Here is a 16,329-nt window from a genome sequence, read left to right as displayed (position 1 = left end):
GCGGGAAGCCGGAACGCAGGTTAAAACAGAAATTCCCACTCTTTCGAGCGGGAATTTCACTTTGTGCGCCCAAAGGGATTCGAACCCCTGACCTTCTGTTCCGTAGACAGACGCTCTATCCAGCTGAGCTATGGGCGCATATTCATTTGTTTGCCGCCTTGACGACTTGAATAACAATACACGAGATTCCGCGGCGGCAAAAATCGAAAAGGCCAAAAGTGCCCGGTCTCACATTGAAGGGAAGTCCTGCCCGGCAAGTGCCTCGTCGGGCCCGGTTTCCAGCAGGCGCTGGTAGAGGTTGTGGTCTTGCCAGTGGCCCGCGATCTTCAAATAGCGCGGCGCCATGCCGATCTGCTCGAAGCCGCATTTTTGCAGCACCCTTTGCGATGCGTGATTGTGCAGCAGCGTGCTGGCTTCGATGCGGTGCAGGCCAAGGGCCGAGCCGGCGATCCGGCAGGTGGCGCGCACCGCGAAGGTCGCTAATCCCCGGCCGGCCAGCTTGGCATCCATCCAGTATCCGAGGTTGGCGCTTTGAAAGGGCCCCCGGACAACCCCGGTGAGGGTGAAGCGTCCGATGATCCGGCCCTCCTCGAAGAGCGCCGCCGGATAGGCGAGCCCGGCGGCGTGGCTACCGAGCCGGATTTCGAGATTCCTCCGCTGCCAGTCCGGCGTGAAGAATTCCTCGGTGCGCTCGGGTTCCCAGGGGGCCAGGTGTTCCCTGTTTCGACGATAGGCGGCGGCCAATTCCTCAGCGTCGCCCAGGTGAAGGAGGCGCAGTATCGCGCCGTGGCTTGAACTCACTGGAAATTGCATAACGCTCCTCGGGAAGCAAAAAAATTCCCACTCTTTCGAGTGGGAATTTCACTTTGTGCGCCCAAAGGGATTCGAACCCCTGACCTTCTGTTCCGTAGACAGACGCTCTATCCAGCTGAGCTATGGGCGCATATTTATTTGTTTTGCTCCGCCGTGGCGAACCTCGAATAACTATACAGGTGGTTGCGTGTACGTACAAATCGAGGGCGCGTATCGCCGGGAAGCGGCGGAAAACCGGTTTTATGAAGAACCGAAAAGGGTACCGGTCTACGTGACCTTCATCACATTAACGCGGGGTGTTGAATTGGCAAACCCCCGGAATTCCGGGGATCTGTACTAACTCAGTTTAGCCCACCTTGAATCGTGAGGTTTGAGTCACAGGGTTTGGGGAAGTGCCACCCCCTAGCCTTGTTTTATCGCTAGTTCAGCCCAATGGAGGGAATCGACAATGAGCACGAGCTCGGATCAGAACGTAATCGACGCAGCGCCCACTTCGCATGTGAAGCTGGCAGCCTGGGTCGAGGAAGTTGCCGCACTGACGAAGCCGGATCGTGTTTATTGGGTTGACGGATCAGCTGAAGAGAATGACCGCCTGTGCGCCGAGCTTGTTGAAGCCGGCACCCTGGTCAAGCTGACCGACCCGAACTTCCCCAACTCCTACGCCGCATTCTCCGATCCCAAGGACGTTGCCCGCGTAGAAGAGCGCACCTTCATCTGCTCCGAAAAGGAAGAAGATGCGGGCTTCACCAACAACTGGGAAGACCCGAAGATCATGAAGGAGCGTCTGAACGGCCTGTTCGACGGCTCCATGCGCGGCCGCACCATGTACGTGATTCCTTTCGTCATGGGCCCGCTGGATGCAGAGCAGCCAGCCTACGGTGTCGAGCTCACCGACTCCGCCTACGTTGTCACCTCCATGCGCATCATGGCCAAGATCGGCAATGAAGTCCTGCGCAAGATGGAAGCGGAGAACGCTTTCTTCGTTCCTGCACTGCACTCGATTGGTGCCCCGCTTGAGCCGGGACAGGAAGATGTCGCCTGGCCGTGCAACGAAGACAAGTGGATCGTGCACTTCCCTGAAGAGCGCGCCATCATGTCCTACGGCTCCGGCTACGGCGGAAATGCCCTGCTGGGCAAGAAATGCTACTCGCTGCGCATTGCCTCGGCCATGGCCCGCGACGAGGGCTGGCTTGCCGAGCACATGCTCATCCTGAAGCTGACCAGCCCGCAGAACAAGTCGTACCACATCGCGGCCGCCTTCCCGTCGGCCTGCGGCAAGACCAACCTAGCGCTGCTGGATCCGACCATCGACGGCTGGAAGACCGAGACCCTGGGCGATGACATCAACTGGATGCGCATCGGCAAGGACGGCGAGCTGCGCGGCGTGAACCCGGAATACGGCCTGTTCGGCGTGGCACCGGGCACCGGCTGGTCCACCAACCCGAACGCCATGCGCGCCATCACCAAGGGCAACTCCATCTTCACCAACGTCGCGCTGACCGACGAAGGCGGCGTGTGGTGGGAAGGCATGACCGACGAGGCTCCTGCGCACCTGACCGACTGGCTGGGCAACGACTGGACCCCGGAGTCCGGCACCAAGGCAGCGCACCCGAACTCCCGCTTCTGCACCCCGATCGACCAGGTCGACATGCTGTCGCAGGACTACTACTCGCCAAACGGCGTGAAGATCGACGCGATCCTGTTCGGCGGCCGCCGCAAGACCACCATCCCGCTGGTGACCGAGGCCCGCAGCTGGACCAACGGCATTTTCATGGGCTCGACACTGTCCTCGGAGACCACCGCGGCAGCTGCCGGCGCCGTGGGCCAGGTCCGCCGCGACCCGATGGCCATGCTGCCATTCATCGGCTACAACGCCGGCGACTACCTGAACCACTGGGACCAGATCTCGGGCAAGCTCAACCCAGAGCAGATGCCGAAGATCTTCCTGGTCAACTGGTTCCGCCGCACCCCTGAGGGCGGCTTCGCCTGGCCTGGCTTCGGCGACAACTCGCGTGTCCTGAAGTGGGCAGTCGAGCGCATCGAGGGCACCGCGGACGCCAAGGAAACCGCCATCGGCTACGTGCCAACCGGCGAAGCCCTGGACCTGACCGGTCTGGAAGGCTTCACCCCGGCCGACGTGGAAAGCGCCGTTGCGGTGAACACCGACGAGTGGCTGACCGAGGTCGAGAGCATCGAAGAGTGGTACGCCAAGTTCGGCGAGGCGCTGCCGGCTTCGCTGCGCGCCGAGCTGGACGGCCTGAAGGCCCGCCTGAGCGCCTAGGCATTACAAGAGGATCCCCGGCCACCCGCCATCCGCCCTTCGGGGCGGAGCACGGGTGCCGGGGATTTTTTGCGCCCGCCGGGATTCCTAACCCAGCTTCGGCTGGTGGAAGCGGTCCGCGGTGTAGACCAGGGCGCTGGCCGCGACGATGGCGCAGGCGAGCGCGGTGATCGAGAAGGCAATGGGAGAGTTATCGCCGCTCAGGCCGACCAGCGGGGTGGCCACCGCGCCGATGAAGAACTGCGCGCAGCCCAGCAGCGCGGAGCCGGATCCGGAAACCTCGCGGACCTCGGCCACGGCCAGCCCGGTGGTATTGCCCATGGTGAAGCCCACCGAGGTCACCATGACGAAGATGACCGCGCCCAGGGCCAGGCTGCGCACCCCCAGCTGGGCCATGACGGCCATGGCGATGCTGGAGGCCAGCAGGACGCTCAACGCGATGCTGATCGTGCGGCGCAGCGGTACGCGTGTGGCCAGCCGGGCCGAGACCAGACCGGCGGTCACCAGCCCCAGCGAATTGATGCCGAAGAAGACCGCATAGCCCTGCGGGCTCAGGCCCATCACGTTCTGGTACAAGAATGGCGAGGCGGAGATGTAGGCCATCATCGCGCCGAAGGCGAACGCGAACTGGATCATGTAGCCCACGAACCGGGGCTTGGACAGCGCGATGCGCAGCGGCGCCACGAAGCTTCCCGTCGAGCGCTGGTGCTGCGGGTGGGTTTCCCGGTAGATGCCGAAGGAGCCCGCCGCCATCAGCAGCGCAATCAGAGCGATGAACCACAGCACGGTGCGGAAACCGCCAAACTCGCCGAGCACCGAGCCGATCAACGGTGCCACAGCCGGTGCCACGCCGCCGAAGGTCATCAGCAGCGAGAAGATGCGGGCGGTCTGCACGCCCCGGGTGGTGTCAGCGACGATGGCCTTGGAAATCACCAGGCCTGCCGCGCCGCCCAGGCCCTGCAGGGCGCGGGCTATCGTCAGCGTCGTCAGCGTAGGCGCCACGGCTGCCACGATGGATGCGACGACAAACAGCGCGGTGCCCCAGCGCAGCGGCTTGGCCCGGCCCAGCCGGTCGGAGAGCGGCCCCCAGAAGATTTGGCCGAAGGCGATGCCCATCAGGAACGCGGTCAGCGTGAGCTGGATTCCCGAAGCGGACGTGGCGAATTCGCGGGTCATTGCCGGAAAAGACGGCAGGTACATGTCGGTGGCCAACGGGCCGGTGGTGCCCAGCAGGATCAGCAGGGCGAACAGCGGCGGCGTCAGGCGGGAACGTTCAGGGGCATTGGGCATGAGGCAATTCTATGGATCGCTGCAGGTGAACTGGGAAAGATGACCGCGCAATGCGCGGCGTATGAACCAAGGTCACAATCGGGGAACACTTTTCCCACGCCCGGGCGGGTGGGTGCAAAATCAACTAACTGTGAAAAGATGAAGTTATGGTTTTGGCACGATTGATCCTCGGGCTGTTGTGCTTGTCGCCGATGACCGGCTACGAGCTCAAGAAGCATTTTGACTCCTCTATTAACCACTTCTGGAATGCAGACAAGGCGCAGATCTACCGCACCCTGGCCCAGCTGGTGGACCAGGGGTACGCCACCGTGCGCACCGTCCCCCAGTCGAACTATCCGGACCGGCAGGAACACCACATCACCGAGGCCGGCCGGGAAGTGCTGAACCAGTGGCTTTCCAGCGGGGCCGCCCGCTCCCCGGAACGCGATCCGTTCATGGGGCAGGTCTTCTTCGCCGCGGAGCTGGAGCGCGAGGGCATCGAGCAGCTGCTGCTCGAACGCCGCCAAGCCACCCAATACGTGCTGGACGACTACCTTTCCCAGCGCGAGGGGATCGACATGCGTGCGGCAGCTGACCGCCGCAGCTTCCTCATGGCCGCCACCTTGGACCATGCAATCAGACAACAGGCCGCCGAGCTGGAGTGGCTTGACGCAGTATTGGAGCATTTGCCATGACCTCTGCCAACGACCAGGGAAAGAACCCTATGGCCGATCCGGCGCGGGACGCGACCGACTATCCCGAGGTGCATCCGGCGCGCCGAAAGCCCGAGGACAGCGCTCCGGTGCAGACCCTGGTCTTCCTGCACGGCGGCAACGTGGGCAACTGGAGCTGGGATCCGCAGGTGCTGGCCTTCGGGGACTTCAACATCCTCACCCTGCATCTGCCGGCGTTCGGCGCCCGGTTCGAGGAGAACTGGGAGGGCCTGGACTCCGCGGCGGACGATGTCGCAGCGCTGATCGCTGACGAGGTTTCCGAGGGCGGCGTCCACCTGGTCGGCATGTCCCTGGGCGGCGTCATCGCCCTGCACGTGGCGGCGCGCCACCCGGAGCTGGTCGAGTCGGTATTCGCCACCGGGGTGTCGATCGCACCGCTGGGCACCGCGGCCAAGGCGGTGCAGCGTATGCAGCTGAAGCTGATCGGCAGCGAGTGGTATTGGAAGTTCCAGGCTGGCGCCTACGGCATGGTGGACAACGAGCGCGAGCTGTTCGCCGAGCACGGGGTCAAGCTCAAGCCGGAGAACATGCGCGCGATCATGGGCGACCTCGATTCCGGCGGGCTGCCGGCGGACCTGTCGGCCTACACCGGTCCCGCCCTGGTGCTGGCCGGCGCCAGCGAGCCGAAGTTCGTCCAGCGCTCCTTCCCGGCCATCGCCGAGGCCCTGCCGCAGGCGGCCATCCGCGTGGTTCCCGGCATGCACCACCAGTGGAATATCGAGAACCCGCTGCTGTTCAACTCGGTGCTGCGCCGCTGGATCACCGGGCAGCAGCTGCACCAGGTGCTGCGTGAGCCGGTGGAGCCCAAGCTGCGCGGTGCATCGTTCAAGCGCACCTCCACCCTGGAGGAAATCGACCCGCAGGAAGCAGAAGCCGCCGCCGGCGCGGCGCAGGCCCCTGACGCCGGCGCGGCCGATAGCGGCCAGCCCGCCCCGGACTCCAAGGCCAGAGGCTTCGCCGACCGGCTTGATCCGCGCAAGCTGGACCCGCGCAAGCTCGACCTGAAGAGCGCGCTGTCCAAGAAGCCCCCGGTGGCCAAGCGGCCTTCCGAATCCGACGGCTCCGCCGAATAGTTTCCCGGCAGACAGAACAGCCCGGACTGGACCCCCATATGGCCAGTCCGGGCTGTTCCGGTCTAGTGGGCTGCGCGCCTTAGGCGGCGAGCCAAACGTCCGGTCCGAAGACCTCGTAGTGGATGTGCTCGGCCGGTATGCCGGCGGCCAGCGCCTGCGAGCGCACCGCGTGCATGAACGGCAGCGGGCCGCAGAGATAGACCTGGCTGTCGGCGGTCAGCGAATCGGTCAGGTCCATGTAGCCGGCCTTGGCGTCCAGGCCCTGGGGCAGCTCGCCGCGCTCGAACCAGGTGCTGATCTTGGCGTTGGGCAGCTGGCCCAGCGATTCGAGCATCTGCTCGCGCAGCGGCCAGGAAGCGAACTCCTGGTCGGCATGCAGCACGGTGATCTCGCGGGTGGAGCCCGCCGCGGCCAGGGTCTGCAGGGCCGCGGCGCTCGGGGTGCAGCCGATGCCGGCCGTGGCGATGACCAGCGGGGCGCCCTCGGTGTCGATGACCAGGTCGCCGTACGGGTTGGACAGCTCCACGACGTCCCCGACCTTTAGCGAGTTGTGCAGGACCGGGGTGAATTCGCCGTCCACGTCCAGCTTCACGGTGACGGTGCGGCGGGTCGTGGACTCGACGTCGTTGCTCAGGGTGAATTGGCGGACCTGGCGGATGCCGTCGGCCATCGGCATGCGCATGGAGACGAACTGGCCCGGCTTGGCGATGGTGGCGGCGGTGTCATCGGCCGGTTCGAAGCTGAAGCTGACCGAATCCGCGCCGGTCGCGGTGCGCTCGACGAGCTTCCAATTGCTGTAGATGGTGGCGTTGGCCTGCCGGGCGTAGAGGCCCTTCTCGATCTTGATCAGCGCCTGGGCCATCAGCCAGTACACCTCGGTCCAGGCTTCGGCGATTTCCGGGGTCAGCGCGTCGCCCAGGTCCTCGGCGATGGCTGCGAACAGGTGCTCGTACACGATGCCGTACTGCTCCTCGACGACACCCAGCGAGGTGTGCTTGTGGGCGATGCGGGACAGCATGGTCTCCGGGGTGGTTTCCGGGTTGTTGACCAGGTAGGTGGCGAAGACCGCGATGGATCCGGCCAGCGCCTGCTGCTGGGTGCCGTTCTTCTGGTTCGAGCGGGAGAACATGCCATCCAGCAATTCCGGTCGGGCGGCGAACATGCGCTGGTAGAACTTCGGGGTGATGCTCGAAATTCGTTCGGCAATGATCGGCAGGGTTGCTTCGATGACCGGGCGGGACTGGGTGGACAGCATGGTGTATCTCCTCGGAGAGTGTCTGGTTTATCTTGCATTTGAAATGCAAGATTTATGCTTTAAGTTCTACGCCACGTAGAAACGAATTGCAAGTTGAGCTGCGGCACATCCGGAAAATTCCGGTTTGACTAGTGGTTTTCTGGTGGGAAAGATTACGCGCTGCGTCGCACGGTGGGGAAAGGCAGCAGCGTGATGGCCGGGGAAGTCTCGCATATCTCCTGGATCGTCAGCGGATCCAGAGCCGCGTAGAAGGCCTCGCGGGCCGCGCGCAGGGCGCCGCGCAGGCGGCAGCCGCCGGCCAGCGGGCAGTTGCCGTTCGCGTCGTGGTCGGTGCAGTCAACGACGTCCTCGCGCTTGTCCAGGGTGCGCAGCAGGGCGCCGACCGAGGTCTGCAGGCCGGTCTGCGTGATTGAGGCGCCGCCGTTGCGGCCGCGCACCACGTCCAGCACGCCCAGCGTGCGCAGCTCCAGGACCGCCTTGGTGACGTGGTTGTAGGGCACCGAGACCAGGTCCGCGATCTCGCGGCTGGTCAGCTGGCCGGCTCCGGGCGCGCCCAGCACCATGACGGTCCGCAGGCAGACATCGGCAAAGGCGCTGAGTTTCATGTTCTCCAGTCTACGACGACGCCCTCCGGCCGGTCAGCGGTGCAGGTCACTGCTGGTCGGCCGGAGGGCGTGAAGTTGTTACGGGCTCGTTTTAGCGGGCGTTGGCCCAGACGGCCTCTGCGGCTTCGGCGGCAGGGTCCTCGAAGGTCCACTCGCCGCCCGGCTCGGCCGGCATCACGTAGGGCTGCACGATGGCCAGCGCGGCGCCGACCTTGTGCTCGGCCACCACGTGGATGGCGTCCTGGTCGTTCTCCTGGAGCAGCACGTCCGAGGCGATGGCGATGGCCTCGAAATGGGTGCCCTGCTGGTTGAGCACCTCCACCAGGTCCGCGGCCATGGCCTCGGTGTCGATGTCGGCTTCCGGATCCTCCGGGTCGTCCGTCGGCGGCACCGCGATCAGGCGCAGTTCGCCCTCGTCGGAGCCTTCCTGCGGCTCCAGGCCGATGGCGAAGGGCAGGAAGACGCCCTGCTCCTCCAGCTGCTCGCGGGCCACGCCCAGCGCGGTGCTCAGCACCTTGTTCAGCGCGTCCTTGACGCCTTCGTCCAGTGATTCGAAGTTCATGGCTGTCCCCTAGTCGGTTGGCTGTTCTTGGCGCACGATCGCCAGCACGGCGTCGCGGATCGGTTCGATGATTTCTGCGGTCGCGCCCTCGCCGTTGAACCGCAGGTACGGTTCGGTGTTCGACGGGCGCAGGTTGATCCACCAGCTGCCGTCGGCCGCGGCGATGGTGGTGCCGTCCATGGTGGAGATCTCCACCGGCTGGCCCTCGAAGTGGGCCACGACCCGGGCGGTGGCCCCGGCCTTGTCCTCCACCTCGGAGTTGATCTCCCCGGTGGCGACGTATGGCTCGTATTCGGCGCCCAGCTGGGACAGCGGCAAGTCCTGCCCGCCCAGCGCCGCCAGCACGTGCATGGCGGCCAGCATGCCGGTGTCGGCATTGTAGAAGTCGCGGAAGTAGTAATGGGCCGAGTGCTCGCCGCCGAAGACCGCTCCCTGCTCGGCCATCTCCGCCTTGATGAACGAGTGGCCCACACGGGTCATCACCGGGGTGCCGCCGGCGCGGGTGACGAATTCAGGCACTGCCTTGGAGGTGATCAGGTTGTGGATGACCACCGGGCGTGCCTCGCCGGCAGCCTGCACGCGGGCGATTTCGCGCACTGCCACCAGCGCGGTGATGGCCGACGGGGACAGCGGCAGGCCGCGCTCGTCGATGACGAAGCAGCGGTCGGCGTCGCCGTCGAAGGCCAGGCCCAGGTCCGCGCCGTGCTTGAGCACCGCCGCCTGCAGGTCCTTGAGGTTCTCCGGCTCCAGCGGGTTGGCCGGGTGGTTCGGGAAGGTGCCGTCCAGCTCGAAGTACAGCGGCACGATTTCCAGCGGCAGGCCGTCAAGCACCGCGTCGCCCAGCACCGCAGGGGTGGTCAGCCCGCCCATGCCATTGCCGGCGTCCACCACGATCTTCAGCGGGCGGATGGCGGACAGGTCGACCAGGCTGCGCAGGTAGCCGGAGTAGTCGGCCAGCACGTCGCGGCGGCTGACCGAGCCCTGCGGGGCGTCGGAGGAGACCGGCAGGCCCTCGTCGAGGTACTGCTGGGCCAGGTCACGGATGTCGTACAGGCCGGTGTCCGAAGAGATCGGCAGCGCGCCGGCCTTGGACATCTTGATGCCGTTGTACTGGGCCGGGTTGTGGCTCGCGGTGAAGACGACGCCGGCGGCGTCCAGCTGGCCGGAGGCGAAGTACAGCTCGTCGGTGGAGATCTGCCCCAGCATCACCACGTTGGCGCCGCGGTAGGTGGCGCCCCGGGCGAAGGCCGCGGAGAATTCGGCCGAGGAGGGGCGCATGTCGCCGCCCACCAGCACGGTGTCCCCGGTCAGGCCCAGGATGTCGACGAAGGCCGCGCCGATGGCCTCCACTGCTTCGGCGTTCAGCGACTGTCCGACGATGCCGCGCACGTCGTAAGCCTTGAAGCTCTGGCTCAGATCAATTTCTTCACTCACATCTTTCAGCCTACCGGCTGGAACGGCACGTTGGCCGGTGGATCACGCCGTGGACCATGGGAATTGCCTTACATTTCAGGCCCGTGCCGCACAGCGGATCCCCAGCGCGCGTGCGGTGCGGGCATTTCGTGGGTGGGAACTGAAATACTGGGGGCATGGATGCCTCACTGCACTCGGACCTGCTGTCCTCCGCCACGGCCAAGCTGCGCGCCCTGGTGCGCAACCCGGACGCGCAGTTCCACGACGGCCAGTTCGAAGCGATCAGCGCGCTGGTGGCCCAGCGCCGCCGCGCCCTGGTGGTGCAGCGCACCGGCTGGGGCAAGTCCGCGGTGTACTTCATCGCCTCTCTGCTGCTGCGCGAGCAGGGCTTCGGGCCGACGCTGATCGTCTCCCCGCTGCTGGCGCTGATGCGCGACCAGGTGGCCGCCGCCGAACGTGCAGGGGTGCGCGCCGCGGCGATCAACTCCGCGAACGTGCTTGAATGGCGCGAGATCCTGGAGAAGCTGCAACGCGACGAGATCGACGTGCTGCTGGTCTCCCCGGAACGGCTGAACAACCCGTCCTTCCGCGAACAGCAGCTGCCGATGCTGCTGGACCGACTGGGTCTGCTGGTGATCGACGAGGCGCACTGCATCTCCGACTGGGGCCACGACTTCCGCCCCGACTACCGCCGCATCCGCGATTTGATCAACAAGCTGCCTGCCGGGCTGCCGGTGCTGGCGACCACCGCGACGGCCAACTCCCGGGTGGTGGAGGACGTGGCCGAGCAGCTGGCCGGGGGCGCGGGGGAAGTTTTCACCCTGCGCGGCACGCTGGCCCGCGATTCGCTGCGCCTGGGGGTGCTGCGGCTGCCGTCCCCGCGCATGCAGCTGGCCTGGCTGCTGAGCCATATCGAGGATTTCACCGGTTCGGGCATCATCTACACGCTGACGGTCTCCGCCGCGGAGGACATCGCCCGGATGCTGCGCGAAGCCGGCCACCAGGTGGCCGCCTACACCGGGCGCACCGATCTGGAAGAGCGCGAACGCCTGGAAGCGGCATTGAAAAACAATGAGGTCAAGGCCCTGATCGCCACCAGCGCGCTGGGCATGGGCTTCGACAAGCCGGATCTGGGTTTCGTGATCCACATCGGTGCCCCCAGCTCTCCGGTGGCCTACTACCAGCAGGTCGGCCGCGCCGGCCGCGGCAGCATCAACGCCGACGTGCTGCTGCTCCCGGGGACCGACGACGCTGAGATCTGGGAGTACTTCGCCACCAGCTCCATGCCTGACCAGGTGCGCGCCACCGCGGTGCTGGAGGCGCTGGGCCAGGCCGACGGCGCGATGAGCGTCCCGGCGCTGGAGAGCGCGGTGAACTTGCGCCGTTCCCCGCTGGAACTGCTGCTGAAGGTGCTGGCCGTGGACGGCGCCGTGGAACGCGTGGCCGGCGGCTGGATGCGCACCGACCTGCCTTGGTCCTACGACGCTGACCGCTACAAGCGCGTGGCCGCCAGCCGCGTGCACGAACAGCGGCTGATGATCGACTACGAGAACACCCGCGGCTGCCGCATGGAGTTTTTGACCGCGTCGTTGGACGACCCGCGCTCCGCTGCCTGCGGACGCTGCGACAACTGCGCCGGCGCCTGGTACAACGACCACATTCCCGAAGAGTCCAAGGACAACGCGCAAAATGCCCTGGGACGCGCCGGGGTGAGCATTGAACCGCGCAAGCTCTATCCCTCTGGACTGAATCGGCTGGGGCACACGCTCAAGGGCAAGATTCCCGAGGACGAGCAGGTCTCGATCGGCCGGGCGCTGGCGCGCCTGACCGACCTTGGCTGGGGCAACCGGCTGCGCCAGCTCTTCGCTGATCCCGCCGACCACCCGATCGACAAGGCAATGTTCGAGGCCTGCATCAAGGTGCTCTCGGAATGGAACTGGGAACAGCGCCCGGTGGGCGTGGTGGCGATGCCGTCCTCCACCCGCCCGCAGCTGGTCACCTCGCTCGCGCAGCAGCTGGCCGCCGTGGGTCGGCTGAGGTACCTGGGACAGCTTGAATACCGGGGGAAACCGCCGCAGAACGGGCCGGGCGGCAACTCGGCCTTCCGTGTTGCGGCGGTGGCCGATGCCTTCGAGATCCCGGAACCGCTCGAGGCGCTGCTGGCCAATGCCCCGGGGCCGGTCATGCTGGTCGACGACCTGACCGATTCGCGGTGGTCCTTGGCCATGGCCGGAAGGGCCCTGCGCATCGCCGGGGCTCCCGGTGTTTTGCCTTTCACTTTGGGAATCGCTGGGTAAATGTTCAGTTAAACGAAGTACGCTGGATGTATGGAATTTCTCATCTGGCTCATCGTCATCATTGCCGTGATTGGCCTGGGCTACCTCGGGTTGCAGTCGCTTCGCAAGAAGAACTCCGCGGAAGTTGCCCAAGCGGTGACGCGTGAGGCCGCGCAGGCGGCTAACGCGAAACTGGACGATGCCTCGCGCAACGCCATCTACCGTAACCTCGCCAAGGGCGATGTCATGGGGGCGGTGCAGAATTACCGCGCGGTGACCGGCGATACGGTGAAGAACTGCGTTATTGCCGTGCGCAGCCTCGACAAGTACCCGCAGACCGCACCGGCCAAGGAGCTTCCGGTCAGCGAAGAGGACATCCAGGCGCTGCGCGAAAAGCTGGAAGCGCAGACCGCCATCGATGAGGGAACCCCGGCTTCCGAGCCCGCCCAGGCAGAGCAGCTCCCTGCGGCAGGCCCGGCGTCTTCCGAGGATTCCTGGGTCATCCCGCAGGAATGGCATGACCAGTTCGGCTCCGAATCCGAGCCAAGCGCCACCCACTTCAAGATGGCGTTCGAACTCGACGGCGAGCAGCGTGAATTCTCCAGCGAGCAGCTTCCGCCCAATGAATACGACCAGCTGTTTTCCATGCTGCGCGATTCGAACTTCGCCGGCGCCGCAAGTGTCCTGCACGGCTACACGGGGCTGCCGCTGGAAGACCTGGAACGCATGATCGCCTCCTCACCGATGTCCGGAGACAACATCCAGGGCAATGTGGCGGACTTCCGTTTCGAGGGCCAGGGACCCGACGGTCCGGTGCACTTCGACGCAGCGGACCTGCCGGAAGCCGAACGCGAGGCGCTCTTCAACGCCATCGCCGATAACGACCTGCAGAGCATGACCGACATCATCGCCCGCCACACCTCGCTGCCGGACGACATCGTGCAGAACATGCTGCGCACGTTCGTCAAGCGCCAGGACTAGGTGCCGGCGTCGCGCGACTGGGAGATCCATGAACGTTGGGGACACGCCGTTGTACCAGTGGAAATGACTTGTTAGTCTGGATTCCACATTTCGCCGCAACGAATTGTGGAAGGGGATCGACCATGTCAGACAAGAAGGCCGACAGGTCCCAGCCGGGCGAGACAATCGACGACGACGCACTGCGCAACGAGTTGCTCAATGCCGAAGCAGCCAAAAACCTCAAGCAGGCTGAAGACCAGGTCAAGGAGACGGCTCACGACGTTGAACGCAACCTCAAATAGATAGTGCTTTGCGAAAACCCCGGGTTTAGACCCGGGGTTTTCGCGTATCCGGAAGCGGCGACGCCACAAGCGCCCGGAATTATGAAACCGACGCGCGGAAAATTCCTCGAGAGTGTCCTTGTTCACTGTTTTCTTCAAGCAAATAAGGTTTAAACGCTCCTACCCAGAGCGTGCTCGTCGCTACCTAGTTTGTCTCTGCAAACTACCTAGTTTTAGCGATCTGGTCGATATTTCTTGCTTCGGGATGAAATGAGCGGTAATCTCAGAAGTGCGTTAAGCGGTTGACTGGACATTATGGGGATGCTTCTGGTCGCTGGAACATTTGGTTGGGGGACCGGGTGTTCACCGTGTAGGCCCCGCAGGATTCGTTAGGATTCTGCGGGGCCTGACCATTTAAGTTGGAGAATGCCGGAACCGGACGTGCGGATCGCCCTACCGCGGCGCCGGATAGTCTCGGGGAGGAAGCTTGTTAAAAGCAAAACCCCCTAGTCATCTAGGGGGTTTTTGGCGGACACGGGGGGATTTGAACCCCCGGTCGAGTTTAACCCCGACCCTTCATTAGCAGTGAAGTCCATTCGGCCGCTCTGGCACGTGTCCATCCGCTGTTTCCAGCAGAATTAAGCCTACCCGAAGATGGGCGCGTGTTCCAAAACGAGGGTTCTACCTGACCTGGCGCCATAAGAACTCGTAGCTGGTCGCCAGCATCTTGGCCGTGGATTCATTGTCTGTCGACCCTGCGTGGCCACCGCCGTCCGGCTCGTGATAACGCACGTTCTCGATGCCCAGATCCATCATCTTGGCCGCCATGACGCGTGCCTGCGACGGTCCCACCCGGTCATCCGAGGTCGTTGTCCAGATCAGCGACGCCGGATAGTCGTCGTGCGCGTGCGGCTGGTCCGAGAGCCGGTGGACGGGGGAGAAGGTGCGCAGGAATTTCCAGTCCTCCTCGACCTCGGGATCGCCGTACTCGGCAATCCAGGAATGCCCGGCGGCCAGCTGGGTGTAGCGCTGCATGTCCAGCAGCGGGACCCCGCAGGAGATCGCGCCGAACAGCCGCGGGTATCCGGAGATCATGTTGCCCATGAGCAGTCCGCCGTTGGACCGGCCGGTGGCCGCCAAATGCGCCCGCTGGGTGACTCCTCGGGCCACGAGATCCTCGGCGATGGCCGCGAAGTCCTCGTACGCGCGGTGGCGTTTCTCCCGCAGCGCCGCGCGGTGCCAGGCCGGGCCGTATTCCCCGCCGCCGCGGATGTTGGTCATGACATAGACCGGGCGGCGGCCGCTGGCGGTGCTGCGGCTGAGCCATCCGGCGCCCATGGCCGGTGCATAACCGGGAATCATGCTGTGCTGGAACCCACCGTATCCGTCCATGAGCACCGGGTTCTTCCCGTCCAGCGGCATCTGCTGGGCCGAGACCTGGAAATACGGAATCCTGGTTCCATCGGCCGACCGCGCGAAATGCTGCGTGACTTCGAATCCGGTGGCATCGAAGCGCTCGGGCGAGGTCTTGACGGCAGCCTGGCCGCCGCCCACGGTGCCGCGCAGCAGCGTGGTTGGCGTAATGAAACCGGTGATGGTCATCCAGTAGTCGTCCGGCCGTTCGCCATCCTCGTCATCCACCGCGGCCACCGAGACGCTGAGCATCGGGTCTTCCAGCGGAAGCGTGGACTGATCAAAATTTTTGATCAAGTCGATGACGCGGACTTCCGCGGCAACGTCCTTCAGGACCGTCAGCAGCACATAATTCGCAGTGAAGCTCAGCGACTGCAGCGAGGTGCTGGCATCCGGGGTGAACAGTAGCCGTTCCAGCGTGCCGTCCTCCAAGAACGACTCAAGCTTGGCCAGAGCCAGCGAGCCGGCGGGGATCAGCTGGCCTTGGTGCGTCCAGTCGGTCTGCGGGGCCAGCAGCAGCCACTCGCGGTGCAGGCTGACCTCGACATCGGTGGGCACCTCGATGATCCGGTGCTCTGAGCCGAGCATCACGCCGGTGCGCGAGTTGTAGAAGTCGATGGCATCCGTGGTGACGATCCGCTCGAATCCCGGGGTGGAGTCGAAGTAGCCGAAAGCTGCCACGTGCGCCAGATCCACCTCGTAGACGACCTCGGCGGCTTCGAGGTCCGCCCCGCGGGAAAGCCGCCGCAGGGTGCTGGCGTAGGTGGAGCGCGTCGTGTTCGCCTCGGTGGTGGCGGACCCGACCAGCAAGGTGTCCGCATCGATCCAGGAGACGTTGGTCTTGGCGACGGGCAGGTCGAAGCCGTCCTCCGGGAAGTCGAGGGCATCCAGGTCGAATTCGCGCACCCGCACCTGGTCGCCGCCGTCGGGACTGAGCCGGATCAGGGCACGGCGGTGCGGTTCGCCTTCGGCGGGACGCAGCAGCTGCGAGCCGGCGAAGTGCCACTCGCTGCCTTGCTGCTCGGCGTAGGCGTCGAGGTCCAGCAGGGTTTCCCATCGGGGCGAGTCCGTCAGGTAGGAATCCCAGGTGGTGCGGCGCCACAAGCCCAGGCGGTGCTCGGCGTCGCGCCAGAAGTTGTAGTAGTGGTTCCCGCGCTTGGTGACCATCGGGATGCGGTCCTGGGAATCAAGCACGGTCTTGATGCGCTGGACGGTGCCGTCGAACTCGGTGTCGTACAACTCGGCCTCGGTGCGTTCGGTTTGCCGTCGGACCCAGTTCAAGGCGGTTGCATCGTGGATTCCCTCGAGCCAGGTATAGGTATCGGGCAGATGGGCGGCGGTGGAAGCGCGGTCAGTCATGCTCACAGTCTAAGGCTCGGTGCGGAACGTGCGCC

At 65.0% G+C, this 16,329-nt stretch carries 13 protein-coding genes and 3 tRNA genes; 6 read left to right on the top strand and 10 right to left on the bottom strand.

Annotated features, from left to right (window positions below; all coding sequences use genetic code 11):
• Positions 1-64: 64 nt before the first annotated feature.
• The 3 genes from RF641_RS15975 to RF641_RS15965 form a co-directional block, all read right to left on the bottom strand.
• Positions 65-138, bottom strand: a tRNA-Arg gene (locus tag RF641_RS15975).
• A gap of 90 nt (positions 139-228) precedes the next feature.
• On the bottom strand, positions 229-813 hold the full coding sequence (locus RF641_RS15970) for a GNAT family N-acetyltransferase (protein ID WP_424573591.1): 585 nt from the start codon (positions 811-813) through the stop codon (positions 229-231).
• A gap of 56 nt (positions 814-869) precedes the next feature.
• A tRNA-Arg gene (locus RF641_RS15965) sits at positions 870-943 on the bottom strand.
• A 318-nt stretch (positions 944-1,261) separates the two neighbouring features.
• On the opposite strand from RF641_RS15965, the gene RF641_RS15960 reads away from it, so the two are divergent.
• Complete coding sequence (locus tag RF641_RS15960; RefSeq protein WP_424573590.1) at positions 1,262-3,094, top strand: phosphoenolpyruvate carboxykinase (GTP); 1,833 nt, start codon at positions 1,262-1,264, stop codon at positions 3,092-3,094.
• Positions 3,095-3,181: 87 nt separating this feature from the next.
• Here RF641_RS15960 and RF641_RS15955 read toward each other — a convergent pair whose 3' ends face one another.
• Positions 3,182-4,384, bottom strand: a complete 1,203-nt coding sequence (locus RF641_RS15955; RefSeq protein WP_113607696.1) for a multidrug effflux MFS transporter — start codon at positions 4,382-4,384, stop codon at positions 3,182-3,184.
• Between the two features lie 146 nt (positions 4,385-4,530).
• Here RF641_RS15955 and RF641_RS15950 point away from each other — a divergent pair, with 146 nt between their 5' ends.
• Together RF641_RS15950 and RF641_RS15945 are read left to right on the top strand one after the other, a co-directional pair.
• Positions 4,531-5,058, top strand: a complete 528-nt coding sequence (locus RF641_RS15950; RefSeq protein WP_047117965.1) for a PadR family transcriptional regulator — start codon at positions 4,531-4,533, stop codon at positions 5,056-5,058.
• Positions 5,055-6,170, top strand: coding sequence for an alpha/beta fold hydrolase (locus RF641_RS15945; RefSeq protein WP_424573589.1), 1,116 nt, complete (start codon positions 5,055-5,057; stop codon positions 6,168-6,170). The genes RF641_RS15950 and RF641_RS15945 overlap by 4 nt, the downstream gene beginning before the upstream one ends.
• 79 nt (positions 6,171-6,249) lie before the next feature.
• Here the strand turns inward: RF641_RS15945 and RF641_RS15940 are convergent, their stop codons facing one another.
• From RF641_RS15940 to RF641_RS15925, 4 genes are all read right to left on the bottom strand, one after another.
• Positions 6,250-7,425 (bottom strand): globin domain-containing protein, encoded by a 1,176-nt coding sequence (locus RF641_RS15940; protein ID WP_424573588.1) that lies wholly within the window; start codon positions 7,423-7,425, stop codon positions 6,250-6,252.
• Between the two features lie 152 nt (positions 7,426-7,577).
• Positions 7,578-8,030 (bottom strand): RrF2 family transcriptional regulator, encoded by a 453-nt coding sequence (locus RF641_RS15935; protein ID WP_047117963.1) that lies wholly within the window; start codon positions 8,028-8,030, stop codon positions 7,578-7,580.
• 91 nt (positions 8,031-8,121) lie between these two features.
• Positions 8,122-8,592 (bottom strand): hypothetical protein, encoded by a 471-nt coding sequence (locus RF641_RS15930; RefSeq protein ID WP_424573587.1) that lies wholly within the window; start codon positions 8,590-8,592, stop codon positions 8,122-8,124.
• Between the two features lie 9 nt (positions 8,593-8,601).
• Positions 8,602-10,035 carry a phosphomannomutase/phosphoglucomutase gene (locus tag RF641_RS15925; protein WP_424573602.1) on the bottom strand — a complete coding sequence of 478 codons (1,434 nt, stop codon included), beginning with the start codon at positions 10,033-10,035 and terminating at the stop codon, positions 8,602-8,604.
• Positions 10,036-10,181: 146 nt separating this feature from the next.
• On the opposite strand from RF641_RS15925, the gene RF641_RS15920 reads away from it, so the two are divergent.
• The 3 genes from RF641_RS15920 (at position 10,182) to RF641_RS15910 (ending at position 13,543) form a co-directional block, all read left to right on the top strand.
• Entirely contained in the window at positions 10,182-12,302 is a 2,121-nt protein-coding gene (locus RF641_RS15920) for a RecQ family ATP-dependent DNA helicase (RefSeq protein WP_047117960.1), read from the top strand.
• A gap of 30 nt (positions 12,303-12,332) precedes the next feature.
• The gene (locus RF641_RS15915; protein ID WP_120991433.1) at positions 12,333-13,262 is read left to right on the top strand and encodes a hypothetical protein; all 930 of its coding nucleotides are present in this window, start codon (positions 12,333-12,335) and stop codon (positions 13,260-13,262) included.
• 122 nt (positions 13,263-13,384) lie between these two features.
• Positions 13,385-13,543 carry a hypothetical protein gene (locus RF641_RS15910; RefSeq protein ID WP_424573586.1) on the top strand — a complete coding sequence of 53 codons (159 nt, stop codon included), beginning with the start codon at positions 13,385-13,387 and terminating at the stop codon, positions 13,541-13,543.
• A 505-nt stretch (positions 13,544-14,048) separates the two neighbouring features.
• Here the strand turns inward: RF641_RS15910 and RF641_RS15905 are convergent.
• Positions 14,049-14,140: transfer RNA gene (locus RF641_RS15905), tRNA-Ser, on the bottom strand.
• A gap of 63 nt (positions 14,141-14,203) precedes the next feature.
• The gene (locus tag RF641_RS15900; RefSeq protein ID WP_424573585.1) at positions 14,204-16,294 is read right to left on the bottom strand and encodes a prolyl oligopeptidase family serine peptidase; all 2,091 of its coding nucleotides are present in this window, start codon (positions 16,292-16,294) and stop codon (positions 14,204-14,206) included.
• Positions 16,295-16,329: the final 35 nt, after the last annotated feature.

Origin of the sequence: Arthrobacter sp. 'calajunan', assembly GCF_046940185.1 — a bacterium.
GTDB lineage: Bacteria > Actinomycetota > Actinomycetes > Actinomycetales > Micrococcaceae > Glutamicibacter > Glutamicibacter soli.
This window is presented reverse-complemented; position numbering and strand designations above follow the sequence as displayed.

Excerpts from the sequence above, each read along its gene's own strand:
- RF641_RS15915 (WP_120991433.1), top strand. The coding sequence starts at position 12,333 with ATGGAATTTCTCATCTGGCTCATCGTCATCATTGCCGTGATTGGCCTG.
- RF641_RS15960 (WP_424573590.1), top strand. The coding sequence starts at position 1,262 with ATGAGCACGAGCTCGGATCAGAACGTAATCGACGCAGCGCCCACTTCG.
- RF641_RS15920 (WP_047117960.1), top strand. The coding sequence starts at position 10,182 with ATGGATGCCTCACTGCACTCGGACCTGCTGTCCTCCGCCACGGCCAAG.
- RF641_RS15940 (WP_424573588.1), bottom strand. The coding sequence starts at position 7,425 with ATGCTGTCCACCCAGTCCCGCCCGGTCATCGAAGCAACCCTGCCGATC.
- RF641_RS15935 (WP_047117963.1), bottom strand. The coding sequence starts at position 8,030 with ATGAAACTCAGCGCCTTTGCCGATGTCTGCCTGCGGACCGTCATGGTG.
- RF641_RS15930 (WP_424573587.1), bottom strand. The coding sequence starts at position 8,592 with ATGAACTTCGAATCACTGGACGAAGGCGTCAAGGACGCGCTGAACAAG.
- RF641_RS15910 (WP_424573586.1), top strand. The coding sequence starts at position 13,385 with ATGTCAGACAAGAAGGCCGACAGGTCCCAGCCGGGCGAGACAATCGAC.
- RF641_RS15950 (WP_047117965.1), top strand. The coding sequence starts at position 4,531 with ATGGTTTTGGCACGATTGATCCTCGGGCTGTTGTGCTTGTCGCCGATG.
- RF641_RS15900 (WP_424573585.1), bottom strand. The coding sequence starts at position 16,294 with ATGACTGACCGCGCTTCCACCGCCGCCCATCTGCCCGATACCTATACC.
- RF641_RS15955 (WP_113607696.1), bottom strand. The coding sequence starts at position 4,384 with ATGCCCAATGCCCCTGAACGTTCCCGCCTGACGCCGCCGCTGTTCGCC.
- RF641_RS15970 (WP_424573591.1), bottom strand. The coding sequence starts at position 813 with ATGCAATTTCCAGTGAGTTCAAGCCACGGCGCGATACTGCGCCTCCTT.
- RF641_RS15945 (WP_424573589.1), top strand. The coding sequence starts at position 5,055 with ATGACCTCTGCCAACGACCAGGGAAAGAACCCTATGGCCGATCCGGCG.